Origin of the sequence: Ahniella affigens (assembly GCF_003015185.1) — a bacterium.
Classification (GTDB): Bacteria; Pseudomonadota; Gammaproteobacteria; order Xanthomonadales; family Ahniellaceae; genus Ahniella; species Ahniella affigens.
In genome coordinates this window covers 3,170,064-3,195,649 of record NZ_CP027860.1, presented here as the reverse complement: position 1 = coordinate 3,195,649, position 25,586 = coordinate 3,170,064, and the positions used below count along the sequence as shown (strand labels likewise).

Here is a 25,586-nt window from a genome sequence, read left to right as displayed (position 1 = left end):
CTGCAATCCGCTTAGAACGGCGGGGTAATCAAAATCATTGGCGTGTTCGTACGATTCCAACTGCCACCAATGCTGCCCGGGAAGTTCAGGCTACTGTTGAACGTTGCGTTCGTGCTGTTGGTGAAGTTCATCTGCATGGTGCCCGTACTGACGGTGGTGCTGGAAAAGTCGTCGAAGTTTGGGCACACCGGGCAATGGGTAAACGCCGTGGTCGCCGGCACTTGGGCATTGGCAGCCAGATTGGTCGTCGAGCCCGTCATCCAGCGCGGTTCGCCGGCTGCATCAAACAGGAACGCCAATATGCCTCGTATGGAGCTTGAGCCGGAGCGGAAGTCGGTCACGGTCGCGCCCCAGCCGCTCTCGGTTGGGTTGAACCAACCGCCGCTGCGGTTGCTGTCACCACTGAATCCGGTTTCGTCGACAAACCGGAGCTGCTTCTCACCAACCAGCGTGCCGTTCAAGTTCCAGAAGTAGACGTACTCCGCGCTGTCATCCACGTAGGTCACCCAGCCATTGCCGGCCCTGGTTCGGGAAACCGTAAACGGGTTGGTGCCGGTCTGTTTGGTCTCGGTGATATCGGTCTCGACCTGGGTGTTCAAGTCGTTCCAATTGCCGCCTTGGGTGTACCAGTAAGGCGAGCGGTCGGCCTTTGCGGTGTACCACACCGACGCAAATTGCGTGGGATTGCCATCGCGTGGAATATTGAACGCCGCGGTGCCGCTGCCCAGACGATTGAGGTTTTGATACAAGCCCGATCTTGGCAGCGCTTTCGGCGTGGTCGTGAGCGGGCAATTGCTGACATTGCACGTCCCACCATTGCCGACCACCGTGTTCAGAATGGTATTGGAACGAGCGGAAAACGCGGTGTCGTCAGCCATGCCCAGATAGCTGATTTTCAAAGGCGCCCCACAGGCCGCCGTGCTCGACACCTGGAACGGAATGCCTGCTGAGAGCGTATTGCCGGAGTTCAGGCTGGTGACAGTTGCATACGGTCGGCCGTCGATTCGCAGGTTTGTTGTATTTGGCTGCCGGGTAGGATGGAAAAAGCATACGGCCCGGTTGGCGGTGGCCGCTGGGTTGCCGCATGAGTATAGATTTCGGACCGATGCCGAGGTGTTTTGAATGCCGATCGTGGCCGATTCGCCCAAATCGCTCGACGGGGTCAAGTACTGATAGACAATTTCGAAACTTTGGTCGTACAAAATGGCTTGAAAGACCGCATTGCCTTCTGGGGTACTGTTGCTGCTGACATATTGTCCGACGTTTCGCCACTCGAAAACCGTGCAGCCTTGCGCGGCGCTGCCAGCATCGGCTTGACGAGGGCAATTGGCAAAATAAGCATGCCGCATTGCTCCGCCGGTTTGCACGACCAGGTCGTCTTGCAGTGCCTGCAGATAGCCGTTGTCGGCACCCGTTGGGAAAAATCCACAGGTATTCGCATACGATCCGCCGCCGTCGTTCTGCGACGTGCTCAAGTAACCGTTCGTGGACATCTGTAACTGCGTGAAATTCTGGCCATAGTAGTTGAATGGATTTGGCCCCAAACTCAGGTTCGACACTGCGCCATCGTCGAATGGGCTGATGGTGTCGGTTGCCGCGACCGGGCTCAGCGCTGGTTGCGCGCTCATGTCTATGGCCTGGAATCGACAAAGCGGCCCGGTGTTGTCGGCACGGGTGTAGCCAAACGCGTCTGCGGTCTGTGCAAGCTCCGAGCTGTCGCCGGTACCGGTGTCACCCGGCACAAACACGAACACGCCGTTGTCCACATCGTTGCCGCCGCTGTTCTGGAGATTGACCGGTACCGCCCAGCGCTCGCCTGGTTCGAGTGCCGCATCATTGTCGCCGCAGAGTTGTGTCGGGACACCAGCCGTCGCCACGATATCGGGGCCGGCAACGTTGATGGCACGGCTGACTTCGGTGCTGCAGGCCTGGCTGTCTCGAATCGTCGCCTTGATCGTGGTTGAGGTTGCGCGCACGTAATGTGGCGCCAACGACGTTGTGCCGCCAATTGCAGTCGCGACTCGGTCGATCGTGCCATCGTCATCGACATCCCACGCCACCGTATAGGGGGCAGTGCCACCGGATATGGACAGGTTGAGGCGCGTTGACTCGTCAACATTGGGGCTGGTCGGCGTTACACTGAGATTGGCCGTCATCGGAACGCAGCCTGGACCCGAGTCAATGCCGTTGAGCGTTATAGCGCCAGAGTTGGTGGGATCAAGATAATCCCGAAGCCGGGTGGTCGTTGTGTCCAGGTAATCCCAAGCATGCGAGAGTTTTCCGTATTGATCATTCAACTGCGAGGTTGGTGCCCCACAGAACGACGCGCCGCCCGAAAGCACCCCAACCAGGCGATGATTGGCATTGTAGAGAGGCGATCCTGATGAGCCGGGTTCGGTCACGCTGGGCGGCAGGGCGCCCGAACCAACGATATTCGGGAGCACGGGTGGCGTGCTGTCCCATTGCACCTGCCAATGCACATTTCGAGCATTGCCGATGTCAGATGTCGCCATGTTCTGTTCACTAAAAGTGATGCGTTTCTCATCGCCATTTGGGTGATGGATGGAGGCGCACAATCCGGTAGTCGAACTTGCGACGGCAGGCACCGCGCAAGTCGGGGTGGTGCCACTCCGATCCCAGCCAGCCCAGAACAGGTTCGAGCCAGGATTCGGTGGATCGTCCAGTTCAATCAGGGTCCAGTCGCTCTTGTTGCCGGCTGGGCCAATGCTGTTGTTGAACGCTGGCGACGACACGAGGAACCGCGAGCCAGTGAGGAAGTTGCTGGTCGGGCCGACATTGACCTGGCCACTGGCTGCTGAGCCCGGGCGGCGACAAGTGGCCGACTCGAAGTTCCAGTATGCAATCACCGACGCCGCATTGCCCGAATTGATATTGCAATGTGTCGCGGTAGCCAACAACATGCGCCGATCGTTTGCAGTGTTGTTGACCAACGAGCCCGTGCAAAAGCGCTCTCCGTTCGTGCCAATTGCAGCCACGGCGCGGCGCTCTCGATTCCAGGTATCCTCGGTGGCCAGACAGGCAACGTCGGTGTTGCAATTTCCCGACTTGCACACTTTGCCAGGGAAGTTGAAGCCTCGATAACCCTGGTTGATCCGGCTCAATACCAATTCGACCTGCTGATAGCGGTCGGGCGGTGCGGTCAAAGTCAGCGTGACATCCTGCGTCGCAATCGGAGGGGTCCAGAGTTGTCGGTGCGATTCGTTGTCGGCGGCTGTAAACGGTCGAATTTTTTCGGTGCCATCGGTCGCTTCAATGCGAAGCTCGGCGCCTTCGGGCAGCCAGTAGGTGGTGAACCCGAAGTTGACATGTACCGCCGATGCGGCCTGCACCCGATACTGCCATTGCATCTGGCCGGTGGGCAGGCGCATCCACTTGCCATGCGTTCTTGGACTGACCTGGACGCCGAAAGGCAGGGCGTACCGCCAACCACCCGGGTTGCCTTTGCTATCTGCCAAGGCGTCTTCGCTAATTGCTTTGGCCATGTCCAACGCAGGCATCACGATGCCCGTGCTGCCGGCTTCCAGAACGGGAGCGCTATCGTCGGCCACGGCCAGGCTGCTGCCAGCCGGCAGCAGCATGACGAAAGCAGCCACCAGTGAAATCCTTGTCTTGAACGTCATTCGCAACACCCTCATCCAGTCTTGGTACGGAGCATACAACGCACAATCCCGCGGTTTGGAAGACGTGGCTTTAAAGCCATGTGCGCCGAAGACGGGTTCATCACTGCACGTTCGGTCGGTGCCCACGTGCAGCGCTGCTTCTTGACCGTTGTCGGAACCCTATGAAATTCCGAGTGTCATCCTGCCAGCAATGCGGTTAGGGAGGGTCTGAATAAGTCCATCCTGGACTTTCAGACCCGCACTGAGTCCGGCACATGTCCGGACTCAGTGCTCCAGAATCAACCACTTGCGTGATTGATTCTGGGCGGGCCATCCATGGCCCGCATCGCCTCTGAACATGTTCAGAGGCTCCTTAGGAATTTGGTAGGCCAAGCACCCTTTTGAAAACGTTTGTGCACACGGGGTTTCGGGGCGCGCCCTGGTTGTGAGCCTGGATTCAAGACATCGGGTGATCACCGTATGCTGCATTGCCGCAAAAGAAACTGCGCACACCGCTAACCCCGGGATCGATCGTCGCGCGTTACGACCGTTGCCGAGTCCGGCGAAAGGAGATGATGCCCATGCGTTTCTTGCGACCTGCCCCCCGTTCCACCGCCATGGCGGACATCAACGTCACGCCGCTGATTGACGTCATGTTGTGTCTGCTCGTGGTGTTCTTGATTGCCGCGCCGGCGCTCGCGAGCCGTATACCGCTTGATGTGCCGGGACGGTCTCCCGACACTCAGGATGAGCTGGTCGAACCGCTGAAGATTCGCGTATTGGCCAGCGGCCAGATCACGATCGGTCAGCAAGTGATGGCCGCTACTGATGCGGAACCAGCGCTGCTCGTTCAGTGGCGCGAAGCCCCGAAGCGTGGGCTCGCTCTGGCGGTCGAGCCTGATGCATCGTTCGACACGTTGGCCCAGGTGCTGGGTAGCGCCCGCAATGTGGGATTCCGGAAAATCGGTTTTGTTGGCGCGAATGACCAGGCGACGGCCCGCTAGGGAGTCCAGCCGCCCCTTTGGTGCGCTTATTCGAGCTTCAAACGATCACAGACGATGCGCGATTCTTGCGACGGTGTTAGGGGTCACATGCTCTGATCAATCCGGGATATAGCGGGATCAGGCGGGACAATCTGGGACAGAAGCAGCGGGCTTGCGGGTTTCAGCCCTTCTGCAACCTTCAAACAAAAAAAGGTCCCGAAATGATCAATTGGCCAGATTCCGGCAACTTGGTCACTTGAAATGATCAATTGAACGGCCGGCAAACCGGCGTTGAATGGCCGTTTAAGACGCCGGGAAGCCGTGCGGGTCGCTGCAGCCGGTTTCCAGGCGCTCGACGTGCGCTTCTAGCCACAATTCCAGCCGAAACAGGTCATCGTCCGGCACTTCGGCCAAGCGGCGGAATCCTGCGGCGTCCAGCAGGGTCTGCAGCAGCTCATCCAGGTTGTATCGGTCGACATGCAGCGATATACGGCCCAACGCAACGCGGCGGCGCAGCGGCGCGGGCACGGCCTGGCGATCGAACGGCCATTTTTCCTTGCCAGATGGGCCCTGCAGGCCCGCCATTGCTGCAAACGCAGTGCCCGGGCGGGCATTGGCCGCCAGCTTCGCTATCAGGTCATCCAGATTCGTTCCCATTCTGTCGCCGCTTGATGTATTGCACCAGGTCCACGACGTTGTCCGGCTGCAGCTTCCCGCCGCCCGCCTGTAAATAGTCGCACAGCATCAGCAGCGTCTCCGCGTAAGCCTGGGGCTGCATGTGGCTTGCCAACTGGCTGAGCACGCCGTCGAGCACGTACACAGCTTGCCCCAGTGTCCAGGCATCAAGTCTCGCGGGCTGCGACACGCGGTTTTGCACGTTTTCGGTGCCGTCAAGCCCTGCCAGCCAAGCAATTGAAACTCCCGAAAGCGCTGCAAGGCGCGCAATAGCTGTGAACGGCGGTTCGTTATCGCCCTTGATGTAACGCTGCAGGGCTGACGCCGACACGCCAATTGCCTTTGCAGCATCTGCGCGGGTCCCAAGTAGATCGGCCGCAGTTCCGATTCGTGCCCCCACATCTGCGAGTGAAATCGGAACCAGTTCCGAATCTGCGCTTTTAGTTCCGATTCGCGCATAAGTGACTGTTTCGGCTGTCTTATTTTGCACGATTGCACCGCTTTTGAATGATTGACGAATCGGAACTGCCATATCCGCTTGACAGACTCGCACATGTGGCTAATATCTAATTCACATGTGATGACTTACAGGCACATACGGGCATGACCAAAAAAACTAGCGACAAAAAAACCGGTCAAGGCAACCGGCTTCCGGTCCAAGACCAGCCCGCAAAGGACTGGCACTGGAAGGATGTTCTTGTCGCACTCCACAAAGCTGGCTGGAGCTTGCGCCAACTGGCAATTGCTCACGGATATGACGACGGGGCGCCGCTTGGCGAAGCCGCACGTCGGCCATTTCCGAAAGCTGAGGGAATCATCGCCAATGCGCTGAACCTACAGCCGCAAGTGATCTGGCCATCGCGATATGACACATCTGGCGCCCCTAACAGACGCCGGGGGCCGGCTCCACGCCGACCAGACCACTTCCAAGCGAATCCTATACGGATTACGCACAAGCGCAATCCGCAAACGGTAGGGGCCCGATAGATATGCGCCCCACGTCACAGCATCGACACGAATGGCCCGCGTCATGGGCTGGGGATCAGGCAGCCAGTGCCCCGCGCCGCGTTGTCGCGAAAACCCTGCCAGGACGCACACCAGACCCCGCGTCGCGGGCGGCGAGCATGCTGGATTTCACTGGTGGGAACGTTCCTTGCAGTCCGGCCCGGGCCCCTCAGCGTTGCTGCGCTGCCGGGCCGGCTGCATGGTGTCACGTGCGGGGTGCGGTATGACGCGACATGATCATCTGACCCGTGACATGTTCAGCGCGCCGCGCCCTGCGCCGCTGACACCTGGCAGCCAAGACTATCGCGCGGTGCTCGCACACTTGCTGTCCGAAATGTTCGCGGCCAGCGGCAAGGATCGCTGGCAGATCGCAGCCGACGCCAGTCGGCTTTCTGGCCACGACATCAGCAAGCTGATGCTTGATGGCTACACCAGTGAGGCACGCGACAACTTCAATTGTCCGGCGTGGCTGCTGCCCGTGCTCGAAGCGGTTTGCTGTTCGCATGCCTACACCGAATGGCTCGCCGGGATTCGCGGCGGCCGTGTGTTGCTTGGCGAGGAAGTACTCGAACACGACGTGGCGCGACTCGAAGCCGAGCGCGCCGCGATCGACGACCAGGTGAAGGCGCTGCGCAAACGCCTGCAGGGCTCGCGGAGGCAGACATGAAACCTTCAGCGCTGCGGGTTGGTATGCGGGTTCTGTTCACACACAACGACGGCCGCGAGAGCGCCGCCGAAGTCGTCGAAATTTCAACGGTGCAAAAGCGCCGCACAGTGTTGATTCACTCGCCTGCATTTGTCTATTCCCCTTGCGATCGCGGCGTGATTGGCCTGAGTGCCTATGAAGTTTCGCGCCAGTTGCGCCCTGCGCCTAGAGCCTGCCGCGTCTGCGGATGCACCGCGATCACCGCGTGTGCTAGCGGATGCTGGTGGGTCGAAGCGGATCTCTGCAGTAGCTGCGCAAGCGCAGCGAAGGCCAGCGAATGACGACGGAGCAGCGGTTCCTTTCTGCCGCAGAGCTGGCCGGCTTGCCGGGCATGCCGTCGACCACGCGCGGTGTACTGAAAACTTCAGTACGCGAGGGCTGGGAAAGCCGACGCCGCAAGCGCGGCAAAGGGCTTGAATACGCTATTGCTTCGCTGCCCGCAGTGACGCGGGCAGCGTTGCTGATCGCAACGCCGCCAGAAGCCGCGCCGAAGCCTGCCACGTCGACACGAAAGCTCGCGGCTATCGCGCACGATCAGCTCATCAGAGCGGCATGGGAACGCTACGAATCAGCGACGGCCACGATGCGCGCCGAAGCCGTGCAAGCTGCGCAGCAACTCGACGCCGTCGCCGCGCTGGTCGCAGGAGGCACGCCGAAGTGCGCAGCCCGCGATCAGGTCGCCGCTGCGATGCGGGCCGCCAACCTGAAAGGGGCATCGGCTCCGAGCCTGGCGCGATGGGAGCGCGCTGTCGGCAATGCTGCCCGGGCGGACTGGCCCGCGTTGCTCTTGCCGGACTACACGGGCCGCACCAGCACTGCAGAGATTCCCGATGTTCTATGGGACTTTTTCAAATCGTCCTATATGTCGCGCGACCGCAAGAGCGCGAGCAGCTGCTATCGCCGCACCGCTGAGCTCGCAGCCAAGCAAGGTAAGGCCATGCCGAGCTTGAAAACGTTCGTGCGCCGCCTGGAATCAGAAGTGGATTCGCTGTCACTGACGCTGTCACGCGAAGGGCCCGAAGCGTTGCGGCGTCGCCTGCCGTCCATCGATCGCGACTCGACGGTGTTCAGCGCCGGCCAGGCCGTCAATGGCGACGGTTTGAAGTTCGACCGGCTTTATGTTTGCTTCGAAGATGGCGAGATTTTGAACACCGCAACGGCCTGGGTGTGGCAAGACATCAGAACACGCCGGATCTTAGCGTGGCGCCTTGCAAAAACCGAACACACTGATTGCTTCCGGCTCGCGACCTATGACTTGACCGCAGTCTGCGCGCCGGAATACTGCTGGATCGACAACACGCGCGTCGCGGCCAACAAGCTGATGACTGCAGGCGCTGCTGGCCGGCATCGCTTCAAGTCCGATCCTGCAGACGGCGTTGGGCTGCTGCAGATGCTCGGCATCGAGCCTCATTTCACCAGCCCGAACGCAGAAACCGGAAACCCGGGGGCGAAGCCGATCGAGCGCGCGTTCGGTATCGGTGGACTGCATAGCGAAGTCGCCACAAATCCACGCATCACGGCAGTGGGCGGGTTCAGCCCGTCGACGGCCATCCCGGTGCAGCTGCTGCGCGAAGTCATCGCAGAGGAAGTCGCACGACACAACGCACGCGCGAAGCGTCGCACGCCGGTCTGCAGGGGTGTGTTGTCGTTTGACCAAGCATGGGCCGAAAGCGTCGCTAAACACCCGGTGCGCGTGCTGTCAGACGCTCAGCGTCGGCTGCTGCTGATGACGCGCGAAATCGTGACGATTCCGAAAACCGGCGTCATCGTGCTGGACGCTGGCCAGTCGCGCCACGGACGCAACAAGTTCTGGTCTGACGCGGCGCCGAACCTGATCGATCAGCGTGTCAGCGTGCACTTTGACCCGGCCAACATTTCGGCCGGCGTGCATGTGTACAGCCTGGACGGCCGCTATCTGTTTGCTGCAGAGCACATGCCATCGCGGGCTTACAACGATACCGACGCAGCTGCCGAAGCGAAGCGCTTGCGCACGCGGATCACGAAGCACGCGAAGCGCGGCTTGGAGCAAGAGCGGCGACTCAACCAGCTGGAGCAAGAAAAGCTCTATGCAACAGCCGAGAAGCCCGCGCCAGCGCCACAACCGCAGCCAGAAACAAACGTCGTGCGGCCCGTTTTCACACGGCCGCACGATCCGGACCGCGATGCAGCCCGCGCGATCCAGCGCACGGGCACAGACAGCCGCGAAGCCGATCTGAATTCCTTTCTTGAAGCGTTCCAACGCAAGCGCAACCAAGCGCTCGGGTTCACGCCGCAGGAATGATTTGAGCAGTACCACGACCACGGGAGCCACACATGAGCACAATCGATTTGAGGGAGCGTCTGCGGGCGCTGATGCACGAAGACAGACAGATCACACAAGCAAAGATCGCGCGCGAAAGCGGGCTGTCGACCACGACGGTTTCGCAATGGTTCTCCGGCACATACCCGGGCGATATTGAAGCGACCGAAACGAAGCTGCAGCAGTGGCTTGACAACCATAGCGCGCAGCGTGCCACGGCTGAAGCGATGCCGATCGCGCCGGACTACGTGCCGACACCTTCGGCCGAGAAGGTCATCGGCGCGCTGCGCTACGCGCAAGCTGCTGGCGACCTGGCGCTGGTGTACGGCGGCGCCGGGCTCGGAAAGACATCCGCGATTCGACGCTATCGCAACCTTTCGCCGAATGTTTGGGTCGCGACGATGACGCCGGCATCCGCGTCAGTCGTGACCGCACTGGAAGAAATCGCCGATGCGGTTGGCGTCAGCGGTGCCCTTGGTGGCGGCGCGGCGAAATTACACCGCGCGATCTGCAAACGCATCGCAGAAACTGCGGGGCTGATTGTGATCGACGAAGCTCAGCACTTGTCGGTCGCGGCGCTCGATCAAATTCGCAGCCTGCACGATGCGACCGGGATCGGCGTCGCGCTTGTCGGCAATGAACAAGTTTATGCGCGCATGAGCGGCGGCAATCGCGCCGCCTATCTTGACCGACTCTATTCCCGGATCGGGAAAAAGGTCCGCCTGCTGCGCTCGACGCACGGCGATATCGACGCGCTGGTTGGTGCCTGGAACATCAAAGACAAAGCTTGTGCGGCGCAGTTGACTGAAATCGGCTCGAAGCCTGGGGCGCTGCGCATCCTGACGAAGGTGCTGCGGCTGGCGTCGATGTACGCGACGGCACAGCAGCGGGCGATGTGCTGCGACGACATTCGGGCGGCGTGGCTCGACCTTGGGGGTGTGGAATGAGACTCGCAGCCCTTTTCGACACATTCCAGTCCCGCAAGAATGACGGGCTCGCCGATTGTTCGGTCGACGAATCGACCCTGACGGCGATAGGCGACACGATCGACGTTGAAGACTTGCAGGCATGGGACAAGGTGTTTCTGCCAGTTGCGCTCATCTGTGCTCGCGAAATCGAGGACATGCCGCCAACGTTCCTGATGTCTTTCTGCATCGTCGTCGTGGTTTCTGCCCTTGCGGCGCGTGGAAGGTTTGTCCAGTCTGAGATGCTACGCGGCAGGCACAAGCAGCTTTGCCCGACGCTGATCGAACGGACTCATTGCTGGCACAACTTGGCGCAGATCGTTCATCTGGATGCGTGCCCCGAACTGCTGGCCCTGATTCGAGGGGGAAAGTCTCTCGCAGAGGTTAACGCCAACTTTCGCGGGTCCCTATTGTCCATAAGTCAGACAGTGGGGTCAGCATGAACCCGCTGCCTGTACTAACAATCGTAGGCCCGCATGGACACCAGTACCCGGAGCACCTGCTCCAGGTGGTATGTGACGCGCACAACTCTGCCCCTGAGTGCTGCGTTGAGTGGCTGAAAGGTCATGTCCGCGACATGGGCGGCGGGATCGAGGGTTTGCTGGCGCTTGCAACGCCGTTCAATCCAACGCTGTACGTCAAGGCTTGGCAATTCACAGTCATGCTGCGCGCCGCCCGCGCGCGGAATCTATCGGACTGGAATCTGCGGTTCATGGTCGGGAGATATGACACGCGCGTCACTGATGACGTTGCAATCGAGCTCGATCGGTTTCTGCTGACACCGGCCGGGGATCGGATGCGGGCGTTCATTGGCCAGCAGCTGAGCGAGGTGACGCCATGATCGTGTCCGGCAACACTGTGATAGGTCGGAGGATCGCGGCGGCATCAATCAGGAAGATTGCCGAGTTTGGCCAACTGCAACCGCCGGAATGGACGCAGTTACTGGTGTTCATCCTGGGAAACTGCGGAACCGACTGGACATCAGCCGGGCACATAGTAGTTGCTGGCCGTCATGTTGTCGCGGAAGCGCTATTGTTTGAAGTGATGCATCGATCGATGCAAAACAGGGGGTATTCCAAGCCCCGCGTGCTGGCATCGCTGAAAATCTATTTCGAACCGTATCAAGCGGCGCCTTCGTGGGAATGCGCAATTGAATACGCAAGAGATGCACTCAACGAACTTGTCATGAGGCCAAGTGGGGCCGTGATCGCGTCGTTCATCGCGAATGCGCAGGGGGCAACATGATCAGCACGAAGACACTTGATCAGCTTGTTGCTGATGCTGGGCCCTGCCCGTACATCGACGAAAGCGCGCTCGCACAAATCGGAACGCGCTGGCCAGTCGAATCAGTTGAAGCGGTTCGCGCTGTCTTTCTGCCGGCGTTGATGGCGATGCAGCCGGAGCTTCGAAGGCATTGCGGCCCTGCAGATGGTCAGCTCGCCGGGGCCGTTGTGTGCCTAGTGATCGGCGTTGGCTTGGCCGTGCGCGGTTTGGTGACCCAAGAGAGCGCGTTGCGGCGTTACGCGCAAGGCGAATTTGGACTGGAACGCATCAAGCGGGCCGGGTCTGTTCTCGATGTCTTGCTCTATGAGGGAACGCTGCCGGCGTCCATCGTGCTGTGCATGAATGGCATGCGGTCCGCTCCCGAAAACCATCAGCGGAGCCACTGACCATGAACATGATTCAGAAGTGCAACCGTGTTGTCGATGTGTTGGTCGCGCTTGAACGGGCTGGCGCGACAGTCATCGAGATTCGTATCGGCGCGCGGGAACCAGTGATCGAGCTGGCCGGGCCCGTCAGCCTGGTTGGCGTCGCCATCACCACGGGGACCCGGACGAATGAGTTCGGACACCGCGAAGGGTTCGCGTTCATGAGCTTTCAGGCGTGCCGGGTTGAGTGGAGGACGCCATGATCGGCAAGCCGATGACGCTCAAAGAAGAGATCCTGCAGATTGTCGGCCGCGCGGGCGGAAAAGACATTACGTCCGGCGACATCTATCGGCAAGCGACGATGGCAGAAAGCGGCGGAGAAGTGTCGTCGATGTGCCAGCGCTTAACGATGTCGCGCGAGCTGGTTCGACACGTCAGCGGTAAAGGTCGCTTTACGTACACGCTGGGCACGGCCGCCAGTGTGCAGGTTGCTGAATTGGTGGGGTTCGTTGGTGTCGACTGGGGTCGACCCGTCGCCGAAGCTCGCAAGCAGGCAACCGACAAGCCAGCCGTTTCGCTTGCCGTGCGCGCGCAGAAGCCATCCGGGCCGCGCGCACTCGAAAACATCAGCAAGACGATTCTGCAGATCGTCGACGAAGCCGGCATCACGGGAGCAACGTCGAAAGAAGTTGCAGCAGAGCTGACAAAGCGGAACCCTGTCTGGGCAGGTGAGCGCGGACCGAAAAAAGTCAAAGAGAAGGTCACGCAGGCGCTCGCAACATTCAAAGCCTACGGCTATGTCGTGACAGCGGGCGTGCGGGATCGGCTGATTGTCTACAGAACGAAGAACGCCGTCACCACGGCAGGCCAAACCATCTATCACGGAGCGGAACGAATGAGCGAATCGAGCAACCCAACAGAGACCCCGCAGGGCAACCATTCAGCCGAATCAGCCGCAGCGCCGGTGACGGCCGCACCTGCTGGCGAACTGCCCCAAAACGCGCGCCCCAAGCGGTTCACAGCGACGCTACTCGGGCACCTGCAGGCGCACGCCGACGACCATGCCGAACTGCTGCGCGATGCAATCGCGTCGCGCGCAAGCGGCGACGTGCTCGACCTGCTGACGCAAAGTCAGAATGCACTGCGTGCGGCTGAGCGAATCCTTTACCAAGGTCGGCAGTCATGACGCGGGCCACAAAGGACCGGAAGCCGGTCAAGAAATTGCCGACAGGCAGCCCACTGCCATCAGCGACCCATCGCGGGTTCGCCATTGATCGGCGCCCACTGCTCAACACGACGCGCTCCGTCATCGTTTGGACCGTGATCCACGGGTCGAAGGAAGTCGTGCGGGACACGGCTCCCGATGCGGATGCGGCACTGGATCGCGCCAAGGCAGCGATCGACAAGATTTGGACGGACAAACACGGAGGCGACCATGTCGCAGAATGACCAACAGACGCCGCGCGAGCGGATCGAAGCCGCGACGTTCTGGTACTCCAAAGCGCGCGAAGAATTGCGAGCGCGCATGCTCGCGGTGCAGGATCAGATTCGGGCGATCACTGAGAAGCAACGGCCGGAACTGATCGCGCTGGTTGACCAGGCAGCGAATGCCAAGGCCGAACTTGTTGCACTGATCGAATCGAATCGTGACGTGTTCAAAAAACCGAAAACCATTCAGTGGCACGGCGTCAAGGTCGGCTTGCAGAAAGGCAAGGGCCGGGTCGAATGGAACGGCAGCGAAGACGACATCATCGCGCGCATTGAAAAGACGCTTGACAAAGCGTCAGCCAAGCAGCTGATCGACGTGAAAAAGAAGCTGAAGAAAGACGATCTGCGCGACATGCCGGCCGATGTGCTCGCCAAGCTTGGCGTTGAAGTCAAGGATGTTGGCGACGCGGTGGTGGTGAAAGCGACCGACGACGCAGTCGACCGGCTGATCAAGGGGCTTGCGACTGATTCCGTGCTTGGCGATGACCTGGCGGAGCGTGCGCTGTGAGCGTGATCGCGTGGGACTGGGTTCTGCTGCCGGTTAAAGCGTTGCTGATGGTGATCGCTGCCGTTTCGGGTCTGATTTCAGCAACGGCCATCGTGCTGCTGGCTGAGCTGTGCGAATGGAGCAGCGAGCCATGAAGCCGCGCCCGACGAGGTTTCGCAACGCGATGATCCAAAAGATTCATGCGGCAGCCCGAGCGCTCACGCTGGATGATGATACCTATCGCGACATGCTGCATCGGGTCACGGGCAAGCGCTCATGCGCTGACATGAACACGGTGCAGCTTGAGGCGGTCAGTCGCGAGTTGGATCGCCTGCAAGGCAACGCGCGACCACAATCGCTTGCAAATGGCCCGGTGACGATTCAGGAAGGCTGCCGCGCGATGATGACGAAAGTCGAGCGGCTGCTCATCAGTCGCGACCGACAGTGGGAATATGCGCACTCGATGGCGCGCCATATGTTCAAAGTCGATCGCGTCGAGTGGCTGCGACCTGCTGATCTGCATAAGCTGGTTGCAGCGCTCGAAATCGACAGCCGTCGACGCAGCAAGGCGAAGGCGCCATGAAACTGCGCTGCCCCTGCTGTTATGGCGAGTTTGAGATCGAGGCAGCGCTGAACCTTGACGCAGCGCGCAGCGCGATGCTTGTCGCCTTGAGGCTGCCAGCGTCGATCGCGGCGCCGCTGGCTAGCTACATCGGACTTTTCCGGCCGAGAAAGCGCACGCTGGCGTTCGACAAGATGGAGCGCCTTTATCAAGAGCTTCTGCCGATGCTGGCCGAAGAGTATGTGCTGCGCGATGGCGTTCGGCGGGCCTGTTCACTCAAGCAGTGGGGCGAAGCGCTGCAGGCTGTTTTGCACGCGCGCCAGGAGGGCACGCTGACGACGCCGCTGGAGTCACACGGCTATCTGCTGACGATCGCGGCGCGCATCGCTGAGCGCGAAGGCGCGAAGGCTGAACGCGACAGTGCTCGGAAGACTGCAGCACAGACGGGCGCCGAAAAACTCGCGTTCCTGGAGCGCATGAGCCGGATTGCTGGGGACGTTGAGCTGGGACTGATCACGGCCGAGAAAGCAGAAGAACAACGCCGGATCGTGCGGCAGGAATACGGGCAATGAATGGCGATCTGTTCGGCTTCGACACTGCTGACCCGCTCGACGTGATCGAGCGGCCTGGCGCTGTCGCCGAACTGCAGGACGCGATGCACAGATGGCCGGAGCGGCTGCGCGAAATCTTCGACGTGGAGCGGGCGCTGTCAATGCGCGCGGGCATGTCCGAAGTCGACGCGACGCGTGACGCTGTCGAGCGCACGTTCGCCATTGCGCACTATTTGGGGTCGCGCATGTTGTATTTCCCGGGCGCGGAAAAGCTGCGCCTGGCACTGCGGGACATGGAAATTCATCGACTGCAGGGACGCGTGTCGGTGGAAGAGCTGGCGCGGCGCTTCAGCCTCACGCCTGCATCGATTTATCACATCATCCGGACGGAGACGGAGCGCACCCGCGCAAAGCTTCAGGGCCGGCTTTTTGACTGACGGAGGCACGTATGGAAAGTTCCTGGAAAGCAGTTGCGTTCTTTTTTGCTGTCATCGCACTCGTGATCGTCGCATCGATCTATTCGTTCACCGCGGAGTTTCCGGAGCTGAGCCAGGGAACAGGCGCCGAGGCTGCTATCTCGGAATCGGACGACACCGTATTCAGCCGAGAGCAGCACGCGGCGTACTTCGAGCCCGGCGTGGCCACGCTTTATGGCGCCGCAGGTCGGGACGAAGCAGTGGGCTGTAGCGACGACATCGTCACCCTTGTTCCTGCGACGCCTTTCTATCGCAAGGTCGTGTTTGACGTGCTGGCTGGCACGGATGTGCCGATGTCGTCGGCGGCCCGGCAGCTCGGGCGCTACACGCAGTGCAATGCCGATGGGCTGTTTCGGTTCGATGGGTTGCCGCCAGCCAGATACCTGGTCGTCGCGTTTGTTGGCCAAACGCCCGAGATCATGATCAAGGAAGTCGACGTTCCTGCTGACACCGCCCAGGTCGGCGTCAAGCTGACGCGGGCTGATCTGATCAGCGTGAATGTGCCAGGAGCGGCGCCATGACATACGAGCTTGATCCGGTGCCAGACGGCACGCCGGTTGTGACTTGCGTGTACTGCGGAATTCAGTACACGGGCGGCACCCCAGTTCACGGCGCCCAGGTCCTGAAAGACCACATCATGCAGTGCGACAAGCACCCCATGTTCAGCATTCAACAAGACCGGCTCCAGCTCCGCGCCGCCCTGGCAAACCTAGTCGGCGCCAGTACACTTCCAGAGCTATACGCCTTAAAGCTGACGCTGCTCTATGCGCCTGGTTTAAAGGAAAGCCCAGACGGCGCAGCCATGATTGGCGGAATCGATGCCCTAATCATTTCCATTGAATCGGAACTTGAGGCGGAAGGTGTATAGCTCGCGATCGCTCACTCAGCTGGCTAGAATCAGCCCGACTCAACTTGGAGGTGCAACGTGCGAGTTCTGATGGTAGTGATCCTGTTCGGATTGGTGTCCTGCGTTTCGTATGCCCCGAGCCGTCCGGTGTCTCCGGCGCAGCTCAATGTCGCCACAGAGAGCAAGGAAGTGTCTGACACCAGCTACCAGCTTGGTGTCGAGCGAAGTGCGTACGTGGGCGAGCCGCTCGCCCGGGTCAAGAAGTATCAGGCGACGCAGACTCAGTCCGATCGATTCGTGACGACGGCGCCCGTGACGCTGGACCCGACGCCGGGTGAGCCCAAGACGTACCCGGCCGGGACCAAGCTGATTGCGGCAGGGAGTGTTCCTTATGAGGGGCGCGAGTACATTGCCGTGAAGTTTGAAGACGGCGTCCCGTATGGTTGGTACCACGCGATGATCAACCCGGACGGATCGTTCAGTGGCTACTTCTACGCTCAGCTGAACCGGATTGTTTTGGCAAACGGGAAGGCGGCCGAGTTCAGTCCTGCGACTTTCACGCTGGCACGCGAACGCTCGGAAAACGTATCGACGTCAGGCGCCTATGTTAATTTCGAGTTGGTTTACAGTGGCATCACGAATGATTCGATCAACCTGCTCTACCGTGAGTACACAGCCGACGACATGGCACGGCCAGCGTTCTCGCAAAATCTGGTCTACGAGAAGAGCGCCAAGACGATCCGCTTCAGGAACTTGGTGATCGACTTGGTGTCAGCGTCAAATGAGGCGCTGACCTACACTGTCACGAGCGATTGATCGAAGGGAGCAACAGATGAGCGAATTTAAGCCGGACATGTGGGCGCTATGCCCTAGCTGCCGACGACTCGTGCCGGTTGTCAGCGTGTCCATTACTTTTTCAAATGATGAGCGTCTTTACGAGCTCAATCGGCACCTATCAGGACCGCAACACGGTCTGCAGGTTTGCCATTCATCGGGTGCATACGTGCCGCCACAGCAACTCCGGCCCGCACCTACGGATCCGCAAGACACGTTCAAAGTACCTTACGAATAGGCTGCAGCAGGCCGCAGCGCTATACTGAAAAGGCCCCGCGCAATGCGGGGCTTTCGCGTTCAAGAGTCTGAATCTCCCGGCGCAAGCTATGCGCTGCACTATCCCGGCACGCCGCAATCGCGGCTTCGCCGGGCGACAATCGGCTCCCACTGGTCCGCCCGGCATCTCATTTTCTGCGAGGTGCTTTGTGTCACTGGATTCGAACAAACTGAAAGCCGAGCTGGGCCCGATCGCTGACAAGCTGCGCGCGTCGCCGCTTTTGCTGGTGTTCGTGATCGCGTTCTCGATCGTGATCTTTTTGGCTCCCGCGAAAGTGGGCCTGACGATTTGGGGCATCAGCAAACTTGCGCTCGGTGGTTATGTTGGCTACTGGGTGGACCGTCTGAGCTTCCGGGCCGAGTCTCGGCCGCACCGCTTGGACGGCATCGCGCGAGGCGCTGCTGAGAAGCGGCGCGCGTGGATCGTCGGGGCCGCGCTCATCGGCGCATCGTTGTTGCCGTAAGGGCGCGCGCCATGGCGAACTGGAGCCGCAACAATCGAATCACGGCCGGCATTCTCGGACTGATCGCGCTGGGGTGGATTCTGATCGTCGTCGTGTTGGCGATCGGCCTGCCAGCGCCTGAAGCGCATGCGGCGAGCAAAACCCCGCGCGCCAATAAGGTGCAGATTCCGGAGCACTCGGTGCAGTATCGCCTTGCCATCGAGCGCGAGACGGTCGCAGTGTTTGGCTTGGATGCGTCGCCTGCTCGGATCGCGGCGCAGATTCATCAGGAAAGCGCGTGGCGTGCGACGGCAGAATCGCCGTATGCGCAGGGCCTGGCTCAGTTCACGCCAGCCACTGCGAAATGGATCGCGACCGTTTTTCCGGAAGATTGCGGCTCGGCTGATCCCTGGGACACCGGCTGGGCGATTCGCTGCGCGGTGCGTTACGACAAGTGGCTCATGGACCGCATTGATGCGGAACCGGGCTGCGATGAATGGGCAATGGTTCTATCCGCTTACAACGGCGGTTTAGGGTGGCTTAATCGCGACATAAAGGCTGCGCGCCTAGCGGGCAACGATCCGCGTCGCTGGTTCGGTCATGTCGAGCTGACATCAGGGCGTGCGGCGTGGGCGATGAAAGAGAATCGGAGCTACCCACGCCGCATTCTGACCATTCTGGAACACGCATACATCGCGGCAGGCTGGGACGGCGTGCCGGTGTGCGCGAAAGCGGACGCGCCCTGATGTATCAGGCTCGGATTGACTACGTCGGCACGGACGGCAATGTCGCAGGTCTCCCGGTCAAGGAGACCTTCGAACTGTTTGAAGACGCATCAATGACGATGCCGCTTGACCTGACGGGATTCACTGCACGCTTCGCGTTGCGCTCGCGCGATGAGAATGGCGTGCTGCTGATCGAGGCGACAACAGCGAACGGTGGCGTCGTGCTCGGAGGCACGGCTGGAACGGTTGCGATCCAAACGGGCGCGATGACTCCAGCCCATGGGTCTGTGCCGGCAGGCACTCATGCGTATGCGCTGGAAGTATTCGACGGCAGTGGGACCCTGCTTTACAGCGCAATCGGCAAGCGCGAGTTTCGGGTGCGTGTATGAGCTTGGGCGTGCTGATCAATCGCCGGGTCGTGTATATGCGGCGCGAATCGGGCGGCGTGGTGTTGCTGCGTGATCAAGCGGCACCGAGCTCGGTGCCGCCACATCCACATCCGAACGCGACAACTTCTGCGCCAGGGTTCATGTCGCAGACGGATAAGCAAAAGCTTGATGGTGTCGCGTCTGGAGCGACAGCGAATGCGTCAGATGCGCAACTGCGCGATCGTGCTACACATACCGGCACGCAGCCGCTGAGCTCAATCGAGCAGAGTGGCGCAGCCGTTGGCCAGGTGCCGAAGTGGACGGTGGGTGGTTGGGTCCCGGGCGATGTCGCGGCTGTACCCGGTGGCACCACTGGCCAACTGCAATATCACGGCGCTGGCGGCACGTTCGCGGGAGCTCCGATTGTTTATAACTCAGGGTCGGGTCTGACCAGCTACACGAACCCCGTGCGATTGCCTGCCGGCAACGCGTCATCGCCAGCGATCGGAAAGGACGACTCGGGATTGATTTTCGACAACGGAATCGATGGCGCGGTTCAGGTGGTGAGCAATAGCTCTTCAGTCGCCATCCTTGCGAGCAACGGTAATCAGTTTCCGACGCAGACGACGTTTCGCAGACGCGTGTCGTCGATGGGTTTCTCAACCGAGGTCGGACCAAACCTGCGCGCGTTGATGACGAACCGTGGTGCAACGGGTCTCGTCACATGGACGCTCAATCAATACTTTTTTTTGGACGGGACGGAATTCGAGGCGCTACGCATTGAACCTCACGCGGTGCGACTTGTTGGCTTACTCGGAACCGAACGATTCCTGCGCGCTGACGGATCACTGACGGCCGCGGGCAAATACATCGAACTTGGCAGCGTCGGCGCTTTGTTGCGCGTCTGCTGGGATGGCACTCATTGGCTGTGCTTGAGCGAGCGCGGCACGATCAACGTGGAGCCGTAGTCATGGCCTTGCAGCTTTCAATCTATATCCCGGCGTACCGAGTAATTGCGAGCTACTGGCGATTCGGTCACATCGACATGCGCATCGACCGCGGCATCGTGGTGCTAAGGCTCGACGGCTTCGTGGCGCGTGAGCATCGCGACGATCCAGAAGGGCTGCCTGTGACGCAGCGAGTGTTTACGGTCGAAGGTGCGAACTTCGCGCAACTGCTGGCGCGGCACTATGCGGGCGAGAACATCGCGGCACTGGCATACGAATACGTGCGCCACGCATGGCGCATCGTCCCTGGGCGCGCTGAGCCCTTGCCGAGCGAATTCGCCGACGCGGTGAACGTATGAGGCTGTCGGGACGCGTTGACGCGACGCTAGGCGCCGCGACGCACAACTGGGCGCCGGCTGGACTGGAGCACGCGGACATCATCTTCGTGACATGCACCGCTCCCGTCACGTTGACAGGGATCGTCGCGCAAGGCCGTGAGCGCGTCCTGGTCCTTTGCGTGGTTAGCGGGACGCTGACGCTTGCAGCTGAAAACGGATCGTCGACCGATGCGAATCGCTTCGGGCTGGCGAAGGACTTGGACATCGAAACAGGCGCTCGGCTGGTTTACGACTCGATCGCGCGCCGCTGGAGGGTTACATGATCGGCAAATTGGCCGGGCGATTCGCCGCGGTGTCGAGCACGACCGTGCTCGGCTATGCCCTGCTCGGGGCCTTGCTCGCGTCGATCGCGAGCTTTGCGGGTGGCACGTGGGTTGGCATGCGCTGGGTGAAGGGCGCGACAGCGCTCGCGCGTGTGGTCGAGCAGGACAACGAAATCGTTGGGCTACGCGAGGAACACAAGGTTCAGCTACGCGAGCTCAACCAGGCAGCAGAAAAACTTTCTTTGATATCGGAGGGCTTAGAACATGACCGCAATGCAATCGATCGCAGCTTGGCGAAAACGCGCGCCAGTCTCGATGCCTATCTCAGTTCGCGTCCTGATCTTGCTGGCTGCGATTTTGGTCCAGACGGGCTGCGCATTTACATCGAAGCGCTGCGCCCTTCCACCGCCCGCGCCGCTGCCGGAGATTCCGGTCAATCTGCGGCAACTGTGCCCGGAGTTGCCGATCCCGACGAAGCTGGACGCGCCGGAGCTGTTGCGGAACGCGATCGAAGTCGCGCACCAATACCACACGTGCGCGGCCCGGCTGCAGCGCCTGGCGGAAGCGGTGACGACTCGCGAGCAGGACGAAGCGGAACGCTACGCGCGGATCTCGGAACAACCAGCGCCAGCACAAAAGAAGCGGTGGTGGCGCCGGGAGACGCGAGCCGGTGATTGATGATGTCGACCGCGCTAATGACCTGGCGGACGCAGAGCGCGCCGCATCGATCGCGGCGATTCTCACGCCGGTTGCTGCGCGGGCACGAACGAATTGCATTGCATGCGGTGAGCGAATCAGTGACGCGCGATTGGCCGCTGTGCCATTCGCTCAGCACTGCGTCGACTGCGCGAACACGGCCGAGAAACTAGAGAGGCACCGACGATGACATTTGACGAAGGGCTTCGGCTGTTTTCCGTGGTCGCAATTGTGGCCAGCAGCGGGCTGAATGTTTGGATGTTCCTAAAGACGCGCAGCGATGACCGCTTCAAGCTTTACGACGCACAGTTAAAGGCGATGCAAACGCAGTTCGACGCGCGTATGACGGCTGAAGCGGAGCAGCGACGCAACGTGGGTCAGAATCTGGCGCAGATGGGAAATCGCGTTGCGGCGATCGAAGCGAGGCTTTCAGGGCTGGCAACGCATAACGATCTTTCGGGCATTCGATCAGAGCTTAGCGGCTTGGCAGAACGGACTGAGACGACATACGAGATCGTCCGGTCACTTCAGGACTTTCTGATGAAAGGGGGCAAATCGTGAGCAAGGCTTACAATGATTTCTATCGTGAAGAGCGGCGGCTGAACATTCTGCGGCTGCTGGATCGGGCGAACGCTTTTCGCGCAACCGCCAGCGTCCTTTATGCACAGCTTGATGCGATGGGCGATCCTGGCTCACGTGATGACGTGGCGACCGATAGCCAGTGGCTTCATGAGCAGGGCTTAGTGGTTGCCGAGCAGGTCGCAGACGGCGTCACGCTGCTGACGCTGACGGAGCGCGGCCAAGACGTTGTCTCTGGTAAGACGCGCGTGCCTGGTGTCAAGCGCGCGGGGCTTCGCTGATGCCGCGCAAGTCGAGCATTGACCGCGCGCCGGAGACGCTGAAAAAGCGCATCGACGCGTTCATGCGAAAGAACAACGCGACGCTCGACCAGATGCGCGAGGCGCTCGCGCAAGAGTTTGGCGCCGAACACGTGCCGAGCCGATCCGCGCTGCATCGGTACCAGCAAAACTTTGAAGAGGTTGCCGGGCGCATGCGGGAAATCGACGCAGCGTCGCGCACCTTGGTGTCGGAGTTGGGCGAAGACATTGGCGAGCGTTCAGCCGAATTGTTGAGCCATGCGGTGACGACGCTGGTCGCGGACCAAGCGTTGAGAGCAAACCAGAATGACAGCAAAGTCACGATCGACGAAGCGCGCAAGCTCGCGATCGCTGCCCGCCATGCCATCGAAGCCAAGAAACTGTCGCGCACTGAACGGCAGGCCATCGAGCGTGACACGCGCGAACGCATGGCGGCTGAGCAGAAGGCGAAGCTGGCGACGATGGAAAAGAAGGGCGGCATCGACGCCGAGACCTTGCGCAAGATTCGCGAGGAAGTGTACGGCATCCGATGAGCACAGCAGCCGTCCCGCTTTATCCCTACCAACTGCAGTGGTTCCTAAACCGGAGCCGCTTCAAAGCGGGCATGTTCTCGCGTCAGTCGGGCAAGACGTTCACGACGACGCTGGAAATCGTCGACGACTGTTTTGGTGCAGCCGTCGAGGGACGCGCCGAGCGTTGGGTCATCCTATCGCGCGGCGAGCGCCAGGCGCGCGAAGCGATGGAGGAAGGCATCAAGCGACACGCGCAAGCGTACAGCCTGGGCATCGAGTCGCTAGAGAGCGAGTTCGTCGGGGATCAAGGGACATACAAGCAGCTTGAAGTCATTCTGCCCGGCGGCTCTCGAATCACGGCGTTGCCGGCGAACCCGGACACGGCGCGCGGCTTCAGCGCCAATTGCTTTCTCGACGAATTCGCGTTCCATGCTGACTCGAAAAAAATATGGGGCGCGTTGTTCCCGGTCATCAGCAAACCCGGTCTGAAACTCCGCGTCGTGTCGACGCCGAACGGCAAGAACAACAAGTTTTACGAAATCATGACCGGCAAGGACTCGGCATGGTATCGCCAGACGTGCGATATCTGCCAGGCCGTGCGCGACGGGTTGCCACGCAACATTGAAGAGCTCAAGGCGGCGCTGAACGATCCAGACATCTGGGCGCAAGAGTTCGAACTCAACTGGATGGATGAGGCCAGCGCTTGGCTGAGCTTCGACCTGATCAACGCCGCGGAGCACGACCAGGCCGGTGACGCATCGCAGTATCAGGGCGGACCGTGCTATGTCGGCATCGATATCGCGGCGGTTCGTGACTTGTTTGTGATCGCGGTGTTTGAGCGAGTCGGGGATGTGCTTTGGCTGCGCGAGTTGATCGTCGCGCGCCGAATCTCTTTTGCCGAACAAGATGAGTTGCTCGACGGCGTGATGAAGCGCTACCGAGTCATGGCGTGTTGGATGGATCAGACGGGCATGGGTATGAAGCCCGTCGAGGATGCGAAACGACGCTATGGCGATTCGCGCGTTCACGGCGTGATGTTTACGGCTCCAGCCAAGCAGGACTTGGCGACAAAGGGCAAGCAATCGTTCGAGGATCGCCGCGTCCGAATCCCGATGGGCGACCTGCCGCTGCGTTCCGATCTGCATAAGCTCAAGCGCGAAACAACGGCAACCGGTGCGGTGCGGTTTGTCGCGGAACGTGACGCGGGCGGACATGCGGATCGTGCCTGGGCGATCTTTCTCGGGATTGCAGCGGCTGATTTCGGTGGCGGTGAAATCGACTTCCAATCAGCGGGCACCCGCGCCACTGCAGATGCCAATGCAGTGACGGAAGACGGCTTCGGAACGGTTGCCGGCAGCAATGACTTTGTGGGGTTCGCATGACTGACGACATCAAACAGCCGGAGCTTGATCGCGAAATCGCGACGACGCTGGACGGCTTGGACATTACGCGAGGCTATACGGGGCCGTTGCTGCTGGCTCAGGACACGATCCTGCGCACGCGCGGCGGCGGCAATCTGGCGATCTACGATCAGATCCTGAGCGAGCCGCAGGTGCTCGCCACGTTTCAGCAGCGGCGCCACGCGGTCACGTCCCGCACCTGGCGCGTAGAAGCGGCTTCTGATCGTCGCGTCGACAAGCAAGCGGCTGCCGCGCTCGATGCACAGCTCCGCAACGTCGGATGGGATGCGCGCACCGATCGCATGCTGTTCGGCGTTTATTATGGGTTCGCTGCGGCCGAACTGATCTGGGAGCGGCAAGGCGCGTTGTTCGGCTGGAAAGCGATCAAGGTTCGCGATCGTCGTCGGTTTCGATTTGCGCCTGATGGCGGGCTGCGGTTGCTGCTGCCGCACGCCATGACCGAGGGCGTACCGGCCGAGGCGCCCTACTTCTGGCACTACGCGACCGGGGCTTCGCATGACGACGAACCGTATGGGCTCGGGCTTGCGCATTGGTGTTATTGGCCCGTGCTGTTCAAGCGGAACGGCGTCAAGTTTTGGCTGATTGCCCTGGAGAAGTTCGGCAGCCCTACGGCGGTTGGTAAGTATGACCCGGGTGCAAGTCCGTCTGAGCGCGCGCGGCTGCTGCAGGCGGTTCGTGCGATTCAGACAGACTCTGGCGTGATCATGCCGAAGGACATGATGATCGAGTTGCTAGAGGCATCAAAGTCGGGCACCGCTGACTATAAGGCGCTGCATGACACGATGGACGAAACCATCGCGAAAGTCGTGCTCGGCCAGACGATGACCAGCGAGGATGGTTCGAGTAAGTCGCAAGCCGAGGTGCATCACGACGTGCGGCAGGACATCGTTCGCGCGGACAACGACTTGATCTGCGAATCGTTCATGATGGGGCCGGCGACCTGGTTCACGCGACTGAACTTTCCCGGTGCTGACGTGCCGCGAGTCGTGCGCGACATTGAAGAGCCCGAAGACTTGGATCAGATCGCAGCGCGCGACGAAAAGGTGTTGAAGCTGGGTTTTGTCCCGACGCTCGACTACATTCACAAAACGTATGGCGACGGCTGGCAGCCGAAGACGCCGGCACCCGAACCTATCGCGGCGGGAAGCGTGGCAGCGCAACCAGCGGCACCGGCTGCCGCAGATTTCGCAGATGGCGATCAGCCGGACCTTGCCGACCAGCTCGCGGCATTGCTGGCCAGCGAGGCAGCTGCGCCAATGGGTGACTGGCTCGCGACGATCGAAGCGGCCGTCAATGCGTCGCAGAGCTATGACGAACTGCTCGCGCGCCTGGCGCAGCTGCAGACCGAATTGCCCCTAGATCAGCTCGGGGCGCTGCTCCAAACGGCCCTAGGAACGGCAGGGCTGGCCGGTCGCGATTCGGTAATGGTCGAAACCCCGGTTTCTGACCCAAAAACGGCTGCAGGGTAATCGCAGGGTGTCGGTCATGGCTAAAACCCCATTTAAAACCGGT

At 60.7% G+C, this 25,586-nt stretch carries 36 protein-coding genes; 33 read left to right on the top strand and 3 right to left on the bottom strand.

The window, feature by feature from the left end; all coding sequences use genetic code 11:
- Positions 1 to 11 precede the first annotated feature (11 nt).
- A complete protein-coding gene (locus tag C7S18_RS12375; protein WP_170113250.1) occupies positions 12 to 3,614 on the bottom strand; it encodes a trypsin-like serine peptidase in 3,603 nt (1,200 codons plus the stop codon).
- Positions 3,615 to 4,201: 587 nt separating this feature from the next.
- Here C7S18_RS12375 and C7S18_RS12370 point away from each other — a divergent pair.
- On the top strand, positions 4,202 to 4,624 hold the full coding sequence (locus C7S18_RS12370; protein ID WP_170113249.1) for an ExbD/TolR family protein: 423 nt from the start codon (positions 4,202 to 4,204) through the stop codon (positions 4,622 to 4,624).
- A gap of 282 nt (positions 4,625 to 4,906) precedes the next feature.
- Here C7S18_RS12370 and C7S18_RS12365 read toward each other — a convergent pair whose 3' ends face one another.
- Together C7S18_RS12365 and C7S18_RS12360 are read right to left on the bottom strand one after the other, a co-directional pair.
- Positions 4,907 to 5,260 carry a hypothetical protein gene (locus C7S18_RS12365; RefSeq protein WP_106891864.1) on the bottom strand — a complete coding sequence of 118 codons (354 nt, stop codon included), beginning with the start codon at positions 5,258 to 5,260 and terminating at the stop codon, positions 4,907 to 4,909.
- On the bottom strand, positions 5,241 to 5,810 hold the full coding sequence (locus tag C7S18_RS12360; protein ID WP_106891863.1) for a helix-turn-helix domain-containing protein: 570 nt from the start codon (positions 5,808 to 5,810) through the stop codon (positions 5,241 to 5,243). The genes C7S18_RS12365 and C7S18_RS12360 overlap by 20 nt, the downstream gene beginning before the upstream one ends.
- 71 nt (positions 5,811 to 5,881) lie before the next feature.
- Between C7S18_RS12360 and C7S18_RS25345 the strand changes: the two genes are divergently transcribed.
- The 32 genes from C7S18_RS25345 to C7S18_RS12205 all read left to right on the top strand — a co-directional run bounded on the left by C7S18_RS25345 (position 5,882) and on the right by C7S18_RS12205 (position 25,543).
- Positions 5,882 to 6,265, top strand: a complete 384-nt coding sequence (locus C7S18_RS25345) for a helix-turn-helix domain-containing protein (protein ID WP_106891862.1) — start codon at positions 5,882 to 5,884, stop codon at positions 6,263 to 6,265.
- Between the two features lie 241 nt (positions 6,266 to 6,506).
- The gene (locus C7S18_RS12350; protein WP_106891861.1) at positions 6,507 to 6,950 is read left to right on the top strand and encodes a hypothetical protein; all 444 of its coding nucleotides are present in this window, start codon (positions 6,507 to 6,509) and stop codon (positions 6,948 to 6,950) included.
- Between the two features lie 316 nt (positions 6,951 to 7,266).
- Positions 7,267 to 9,270, top strand: coding sequence for a transposase domain-containing protein (locus C7S18_RS12340; RefSeq protein ID WP_106891859.1), 2,004 nt, complete (start codon positions 7,267 to 7,269; stop codon positions 9,268 to 9,270).
- Between the two features lie 32 nt (positions 9,271 to 9,302).
- The gene (locus C7S18_RS12335) at positions 9,303 to 10,235 is read left to right on the top strand and encodes an AAA family ATPase (RefSeq protein WP_106891858.1); all 933 of its coding nucleotides are present in this window, start codon (positions 9,303 to 9,305) and stop codon (positions 10,233 to 10,235) included.
- Complete coding sequence (locus C7S18_RS12330) at positions 10,232 to 10,696, top strand: hypothetical protein (protein WP_106891857.1); 465 nt, start codon at positions 10,232 to 10,234, stop codon at positions 10,694 to 10,696. The genes C7S18_RS12335 and C7S18_RS12330 overlap by 4 nt, the downstream gene beginning before the upstream one ends.
- Positions 10,693 to 11,094, top strand: coding sequence for a hypothetical protein (locus tag C7S18_RS12325; protein WP_146151898.1), 402 nt, complete (start codon positions 10,693 to 10,695; stop codon positions 11,092 to 11,094). Before C7S18_RS12330 ends, C7S18_RS12325 begins: the two co-directional genes overlap by 4 nt.
- Positions 11,091 to 11,498: a hypothetical protein gene (locus C7S18_RS12320; RefSeq protein ID WP_106891855.1), complete on the top strand. Its 408-nt coding sequence runs from the start codon at positions 11,091 to 11,093 to the stop codon at positions 11,496 to 11,498. The genes C7S18_RS12325 and C7S18_RS12320 overlap by 4 nt, the downstream gene beginning before the upstream one ends.
- On the top strand, positions 11,495 to 11,923 hold the full coding sequence (locus C7S18_RS12315) for a hypothetical protein (RefSeq protein ID WP_106891854.1): 429 nt from the start codon (positions 11,495 to 11,497) through the stop codon (positions 11,921 to 11,923). The genes C7S18_RS12320 and C7S18_RS12315 overlap by 4 nt, the downstream gene beginning before the upstream one ends.
- Positions 11,924 to 11,925: 2 nt before the next feature.
- Entirely contained in the window at positions 11,926 to 12,165 is a 240-nt protein-coding gene (locus tag C7S18_RS12310) for a hypothetical protein (RefSeq protein ID WP_106891853.1), read from the top strand.
- On the top strand, positions 12,162 to 13,088 hold the full coding sequence (locus tag C7S18_RS12305) for a hypothetical protein (protein WP_106891852.1): 927 nt from the start codon (positions 12,162 to 12,164) through the stop codon (positions 13,086 to 13,088). The genes C7S18_RS12310 and C7S18_RS12305 overlap by 4 nt, the downstream gene beginning before the upstream one ends.
- Complete coding sequence (locus tag C7S18_RS24515; protein ID WP_170113248.1) at positions 13,085 to 13,351, top strand: hypothetical protein; 267 nt, start codon at positions 13,085 to 13,087, stop codon at positions 13,349 to 13,351. The genes C7S18_RS12305 and C7S18_RS24515 overlap by 4 nt, the downstream gene beginning before the upstream one ends.
- Positions 13,338 to 13,898, top strand: a complete 561-nt coding sequence (locus C7S18_RS12300; protein ID WP_170113247.1) for a host-nuclease inhibitor Gam family protein — start codon at positions 13,338 to 13,340, stop codon at positions 13,896 to 13,898. Before C7S18_RS24515 ends, C7S18_RS12300 begins: the two co-directional genes overlap by 14 nt.
- Positions 13,895 to 14,032 (top strand): hypothetical protein, encoded by a 138-nt coding sequence (locus C7S18_RS24510; protein ID WP_170113246.1) that lies wholly within the window; start codon positions 13,895 to 13,897, stop codon positions 14,030 to 14,032. Before C7S18_RS12300 ends, C7S18_RS24510 begins: the two co-directional genes overlap by 4 nt.
- Positions 14,029 to 14,460 (top strand): gp16 family protein, encoded by a 432-nt coding sequence (locus tag C7S18_RS12295; protein ID WP_170113245.1) that lies wholly within the window; start codon positions 14,029 to 14,031, stop codon positions 14,458 to 14,460. The genes C7S18_RS24510 and C7S18_RS12295 overlap by 4 nt, the downstream gene beginning before the upstream one ends.
- Entirely contained in the window at positions 14,457 to 15,011 is a 555-nt protein-coding gene (locus C7S18_RS12290; protein WP_106891849.1) for a hypothetical protein, read from the top strand. Before C7S18_RS12295 ends, C7S18_RS12290 begins: the two co-directional genes overlap by 4 nt.
- Positions 15,008 to 15,427, top strand: a complete 420-nt coding sequence (locus tag C7S18_RS12285; RefSeq protein WP_106891848.1) for a Mor transcription activator family protein — start codon at positions 15,008 to 15,010, stop codon at positions 15,425 to 15,427. Before C7S18_RS12290 ends, C7S18_RS12285 begins: the two co-directional genes overlap by 4 nt.
- A gap of 11 nt (positions 15,428 to 15,438) precedes the next feature.
- Positions 15,439 to 15,987 (top strand): carboxypeptidase-like regulatory domain-containing protein, encoded by a 549-nt coding sequence (locus tag C7S18_RS12280; RefSeq protein WP_106891847.1) that lies wholly within the window; start codon positions 15,439 to 15,441, stop codon positions 15,985 to 15,987.
- On the top strand, positions 15,984 to 16,334 hold the full coding sequence (locus C7S18_RS12275; RefSeq protein ID WP_106891846.1) for a hypothetical protein: 351 nt from the start codon (positions 15,984 to 15,986) through the stop codon (positions 16,332 to 16,334). Before C7S18_RS12280 ends, C7S18_RS12275 begins: the two co-directional genes overlap by 4 nt.
- A gap of 57 nt (positions 16,335 to 16,391) precedes the next feature.
- A complete protein-coding gene (locus tag C7S18_RS12270; RefSeq protein WP_146151897.1) occupies positions 16,392 to 17,129 on the top strand; it encodes a hypothetical protein in 738 nt (245 codons plus the stop codon).
- 443 nt (positions 17,130 to 17,572) lie between these two features.
- Positions 17,573 to 17,887: a putative holin gene (locus C7S18_RS12265; protein WP_170113244.1), complete on the top strand. Its 315-nt coding sequence runs from the start codon at positions 17,573 to 17,575 to the stop codon at positions 17,885 to 17,887.
- An 11-nt stretch (positions 17,888 to 17,898) separates the two neighbouring features.
- Positions 17,899 to 18,612 carry a transglycosylase SLT domain-containing protein gene (locus C7S18_RS12260; RefSeq protein ID WP_106891843.1) on the top strand — a complete coding sequence of 238 codons (714 nt, stop codon included), beginning with the start codon at positions 17,899 to 17,901 and terminating at the stop codon, positions 18,610 to 18,612.
- Entirely contained in the window at positions 18,588 to 18,980 is a 393-nt protein-coding gene (locus C7S18_RS12255; RefSeq protein WP_106891842.1) for a hypothetical protein, read from the top strand. The genes C7S18_RS12260 and C7S18_RS12255 overlap by 25 nt, the downstream gene beginning before the upstream one ends.
- Positions 18,981 to 18,988: 8 nt before the next feature.
- Entirely contained in the window at positions 18,989 to 19,927 is a 939-nt protein-coding gene (locus tag C7S18_RS12250) for a hypothetical protein (protein ID WP_146151896.1), read from the top strand.
- Positions 19,928 to 19,929: 2 nt separating this feature from the next.
- The gene (locus C7S18_RS12245) at positions 19,930 to 20,265 is read left to right on the top strand and encodes a hypothetical protein (protein WP_106891840.1); all 336 of its coding nucleotides are present in this window, start codon (positions 19,930 to 19,932) and stop codon (positions 20,263 to 20,265) included.
- On the top strand, positions 20,262 to 20,567 hold the full coding sequence (locus tag C7S18_RS12240) for a hypothetical protein (protein ID WP_106891839.1): 306 nt from the start codon (positions 20,262 to 20,264) through the stop codon (positions 20,565 to 20,567). Before C7S18_RS12245 ends, C7S18_RS12240 begins: the two co-directional genes overlap by 4 nt.
- A complete protein-coding gene (locus tag C7S18_RS12235) occupies positions 20,564 to 21,241 on the top strand; it encodes a hypothetical protein (protein ID WP_106891838.1) in 678 nt (225 codons plus the stop codon). Before C7S18_RS12240 ends, C7S18_RS12235 begins: the two co-directional genes overlap by 4 nt.
- Positions 21,238 to 21,453, top strand: a complete 216-nt coding sequence (locus tag C7S18_RS25340) for a TraR/DksA C4-type zinc finger protein (protein WP_106891837.1) — start codon at positions 21,238 to 21,240, stop codon at positions 21,451 to 21,453. Before C7S18_RS12235 ends, C7S18_RS25340 begins: the two co-directional genes overlap by 4 nt.
- Positions 21,450 to 21,824 carry a hypothetical protein gene (locus tag C7S18_RS12225; protein ID WP_106891836.1) on the top strand — a complete coding sequence of 125 codons (375 nt, stop codon included), beginning with the start codon at positions 21,450 to 21,452 and terminating at the stop codon, positions 21,822 to 21,824. Before C7S18_RS25340 ends, C7S18_RS12225 begins: the two co-directional genes overlap by 4 nt.
- Positions 21,821 to 22,123, top strand: coding sequence for a VpaChn25_0724 family phage protein (locus C7S18_RS12220; protein WP_106891835.1), 303 nt, complete (start codon positions 21,821 to 21,823; stop codon positions 22,121 to 22,123). The genes C7S18_RS12225 and C7S18_RS12220 overlap by 4 nt, the downstream gene beginning before the upstream one ends.
- Positions 22,123 to 22,674, top strand: coding sequence for a phage protein Gp27 family protein (locus C7S18_RS12215; RefSeq protein WP_106891834.1), 552 nt, complete (start codon positions 22,123 to 22,125; stop codon positions 22,672 to 22,674). Before C7S18_RS12220 ends, C7S18_RS12215 begins: the two co-directional genes overlap by 1 nt.
- Complete coding sequence (locus C7S18_RS12210) at positions 22,671 to 24,035, top strand: terminase large subunit domain-containing protein (RefSeq protein ID WP_106891833.1); 1,365 nt, start codon at positions 22,671 to 22,673, stop codon at positions 24,033 to 24,035. Before C7S18_RS12215 ends, C7S18_RS12210 begins: the two co-directional genes overlap by 4 nt.
- The gene (locus C7S18_RS12205) at positions 24,032 to 25,543 is read left to right on the top strand and encodes a DUF935 domain-containing protein (protein ID WP_106891832.1); all 1,512 of its coding nucleotides are present in this window, start codon (positions 24,032 to 24,034) and stop codon (positions 25,541 to 25,543) included. Before C7S18_RS12210 ends, C7S18_RS12205 begins: the two co-directional genes overlap by 4 nt.
- Positions 25,544 to 25,586 lie beyond the last annotated feature (43 nt).

Excerpts from the sequence above, each read along its gene's own strand:
- C7S18_RS12370 (WP_170113249.1), top strand. The coding sequence starts at position 4,202 with ATGCGTTTCTTGCGACCTGCCCCCCGTTCCACCGCCATGGCGGACATC.
- C7S18_RS12365 (WP_106891864.1), bottom strand. The coding sequence starts at position 5,260 with ATGGGAACGAATCTGGATGACCTGATAGCGAAGCTGGCGGCCAATGCC.
- C7S18_RS12360 (WP_106891863.1), bottom strand. The coding sequence starts at position 5,810 with ATGGCAGTTCCGATTCGTCAATCATTCAAAAGCGGTGCAATCGTGCAA.
- C7S18_RS25345 (WP_106891862.1), top strand. The coding sequence starts at position 5,882 with ATGACCAAAAAAACTAGCGACAAAAAAACCGGTCAAGGCAACCGGCTT.
- C7S18_RS12350 (WP_106891861.1), top strand. The coding sequence starts at position 6,507 with ATGACGCGACATGATCATCTGACCCGTGACATGTTCAGCGCGCCGCGC.
- C7S18_RS12340 (WP_106891859.1), top strand. The coding sequence starts at position 7,267 with ATGACGACGGAGCAGCGGTTCCTTTCTGCCGCAGAGCTGGCCGGCTTG.
- C7S18_RS12335 (WP_106891858.1), top strand. The coding sequence starts at position 9,303 with ATGAGCACAATCGATTTGAGGGAGCGTCTGCGGGCGCTGATGCACGAA.
- C7S18_RS12330 (WP_106891857.1), top strand. The coding sequence starts at position 10,232 with ATGAGACTCGCAGCCCTTTTCGACACATTCCAGTCCCGCAAGAATGAC.
- C7S18_RS12325 (WP_146151898.1), top strand. The coding sequence starts at position 10,693 with ATGAACCCGCTGCCTGTACTAACAATCGTAGGCCCGCATGGACACCAG.
- C7S18_RS12320 (WP_106891855.1), top strand. The coding sequence starts at position 11,091 with ATGATCGTGTCCGGCAACACTGTGATAGGTCGGAGGATCGCGGCGGCA.
- C7S18_RS12315 (WP_106891854.1), top strand. The coding sequence starts at position 11,495 with ATGATCAGCACGAAGACACTTGATCAGCTTGTTGCTGATGCTGGGCCC.
- C7S18_RS12310 (WP_106891853.1), top strand. The coding sequence starts at position 11,926 with ATGAACATGATTCAGAAGTGCAACCGTGTTGTCGATGTGTTGGTCGCG.
- C7S18_RS12305 (WP_106891852.1), top strand. The coding sequence starts at position 12,162 with ATGATCGGCAAGCCGATGACGCTCAAAGAAGAGATCCTGCAGATTGTC.
- C7S18_RS24515 (WP_170113248.1), top strand. The coding sequence starts at position 13,085 with ATGACGCGGGCCACAAAGGACCGGAAGCCGGTCAAGAAATTGCCGACA.
- C7S18_RS12300 (WP_170113247.1), top strand. The coding sequence starts at position 13,338 with ATGTCGCAGAATGACCAACAGACGCCGCGCGAGCGGATCGAAGCCGCG.
- C7S18_RS12295 (WP_170113245.1), top strand. The coding sequence starts at position 14,029 with ATGAAGCCGCGCCCGACGAGGTTTCGCAACGCGATGATCCAAAAGATT.
- C7S18_RS12290 (WP_106891849.1), top strand. The coding sequence starts at position 14,457 with ATGAAACTGCGCTGCCCCTGCTGTTATGGCGAGTTTGAGATCGAGGCA.
- C7S18_RS12285 (WP_106891848.1), top strand. The coding sequence starts at position 15,008 with ATGAATGGCGATCTGTTCGGCTTCGACACTGCTGACCCGCTCGACGTG.
- C7S18_RS12280 (WP_106891847.1), top strand. The coding sequence starts at position 15,439 with ATGGAAAGTTCCTGGAAAGCAGTTGCGTTCTTTTTTGCTGTCATCGCA.
- C7S18_RS12275 (WP_106891846.1), top strand. The coding sequence starts at position 15,984 with ATGACATACGAGCTTGATCCGGTGCCAGACGGCACGCCGGTTGTGACT.
- C7S18_RS12260 (WP_106891843.1), top strand. The coding sequence starts at position 17,899 with ATGGCGAACTGGAGCCGCAACAATCGAATCACGGCCGGCATTCTCGGA.
- C7S18_RS12245 (WP_106891840.1), top strand. The coding sequence starts at position 19,930 with ATGGCCTTGCAGCTTTCAATCTATATCCCGGCGTACCGAGTAATTGCG.
- C7S18_RS12240 (WP_106891839.1), top strand. The coding sequence starts at position 20,262 with ATGAGGCTGTCGGGACGCGTTGACGCGACGCTAGGCGCCGCGACGCAC.
- C7S18_RS12235 (WP_106891838.1), top strand. The coding sequence starts at position 20,564 with ATGATCGGCAAATTGGCCGGGCGATTCGCCGCGGTGTCGAGCACGACC.
- C7S18_RS12225 (WP_106891836.1), top strand. The coding sequence starts at position 21,450 with ATGACATTTGACGAAGGGCTTCGGCTGTTTTCCGTGGTCGCAATTGTG.
- C7S18_RS12215 (WP_106891834.1), top strand. The coding sequence starts at position 22,123 with ATGCCGCGCAAGTCGAGCATTGACCGCGCGCCGGAGACGCTGAAAAAG.
- C7S18_RS12210 (WP_106891833.1), top strand. The coding sequence starts at position 22,671 with ATGAGCACAGCAGCCGTCCCGCTTTATCCCTACCAACTGCAGTGGTTC.
- C7S18_RS12205 (WP_106891832.1), top strand. The coding sequence starts at position 24,032 with ATGACTGACGACATCAAACAGCCGGAGCTTGATCGCGAAATCGCGACG.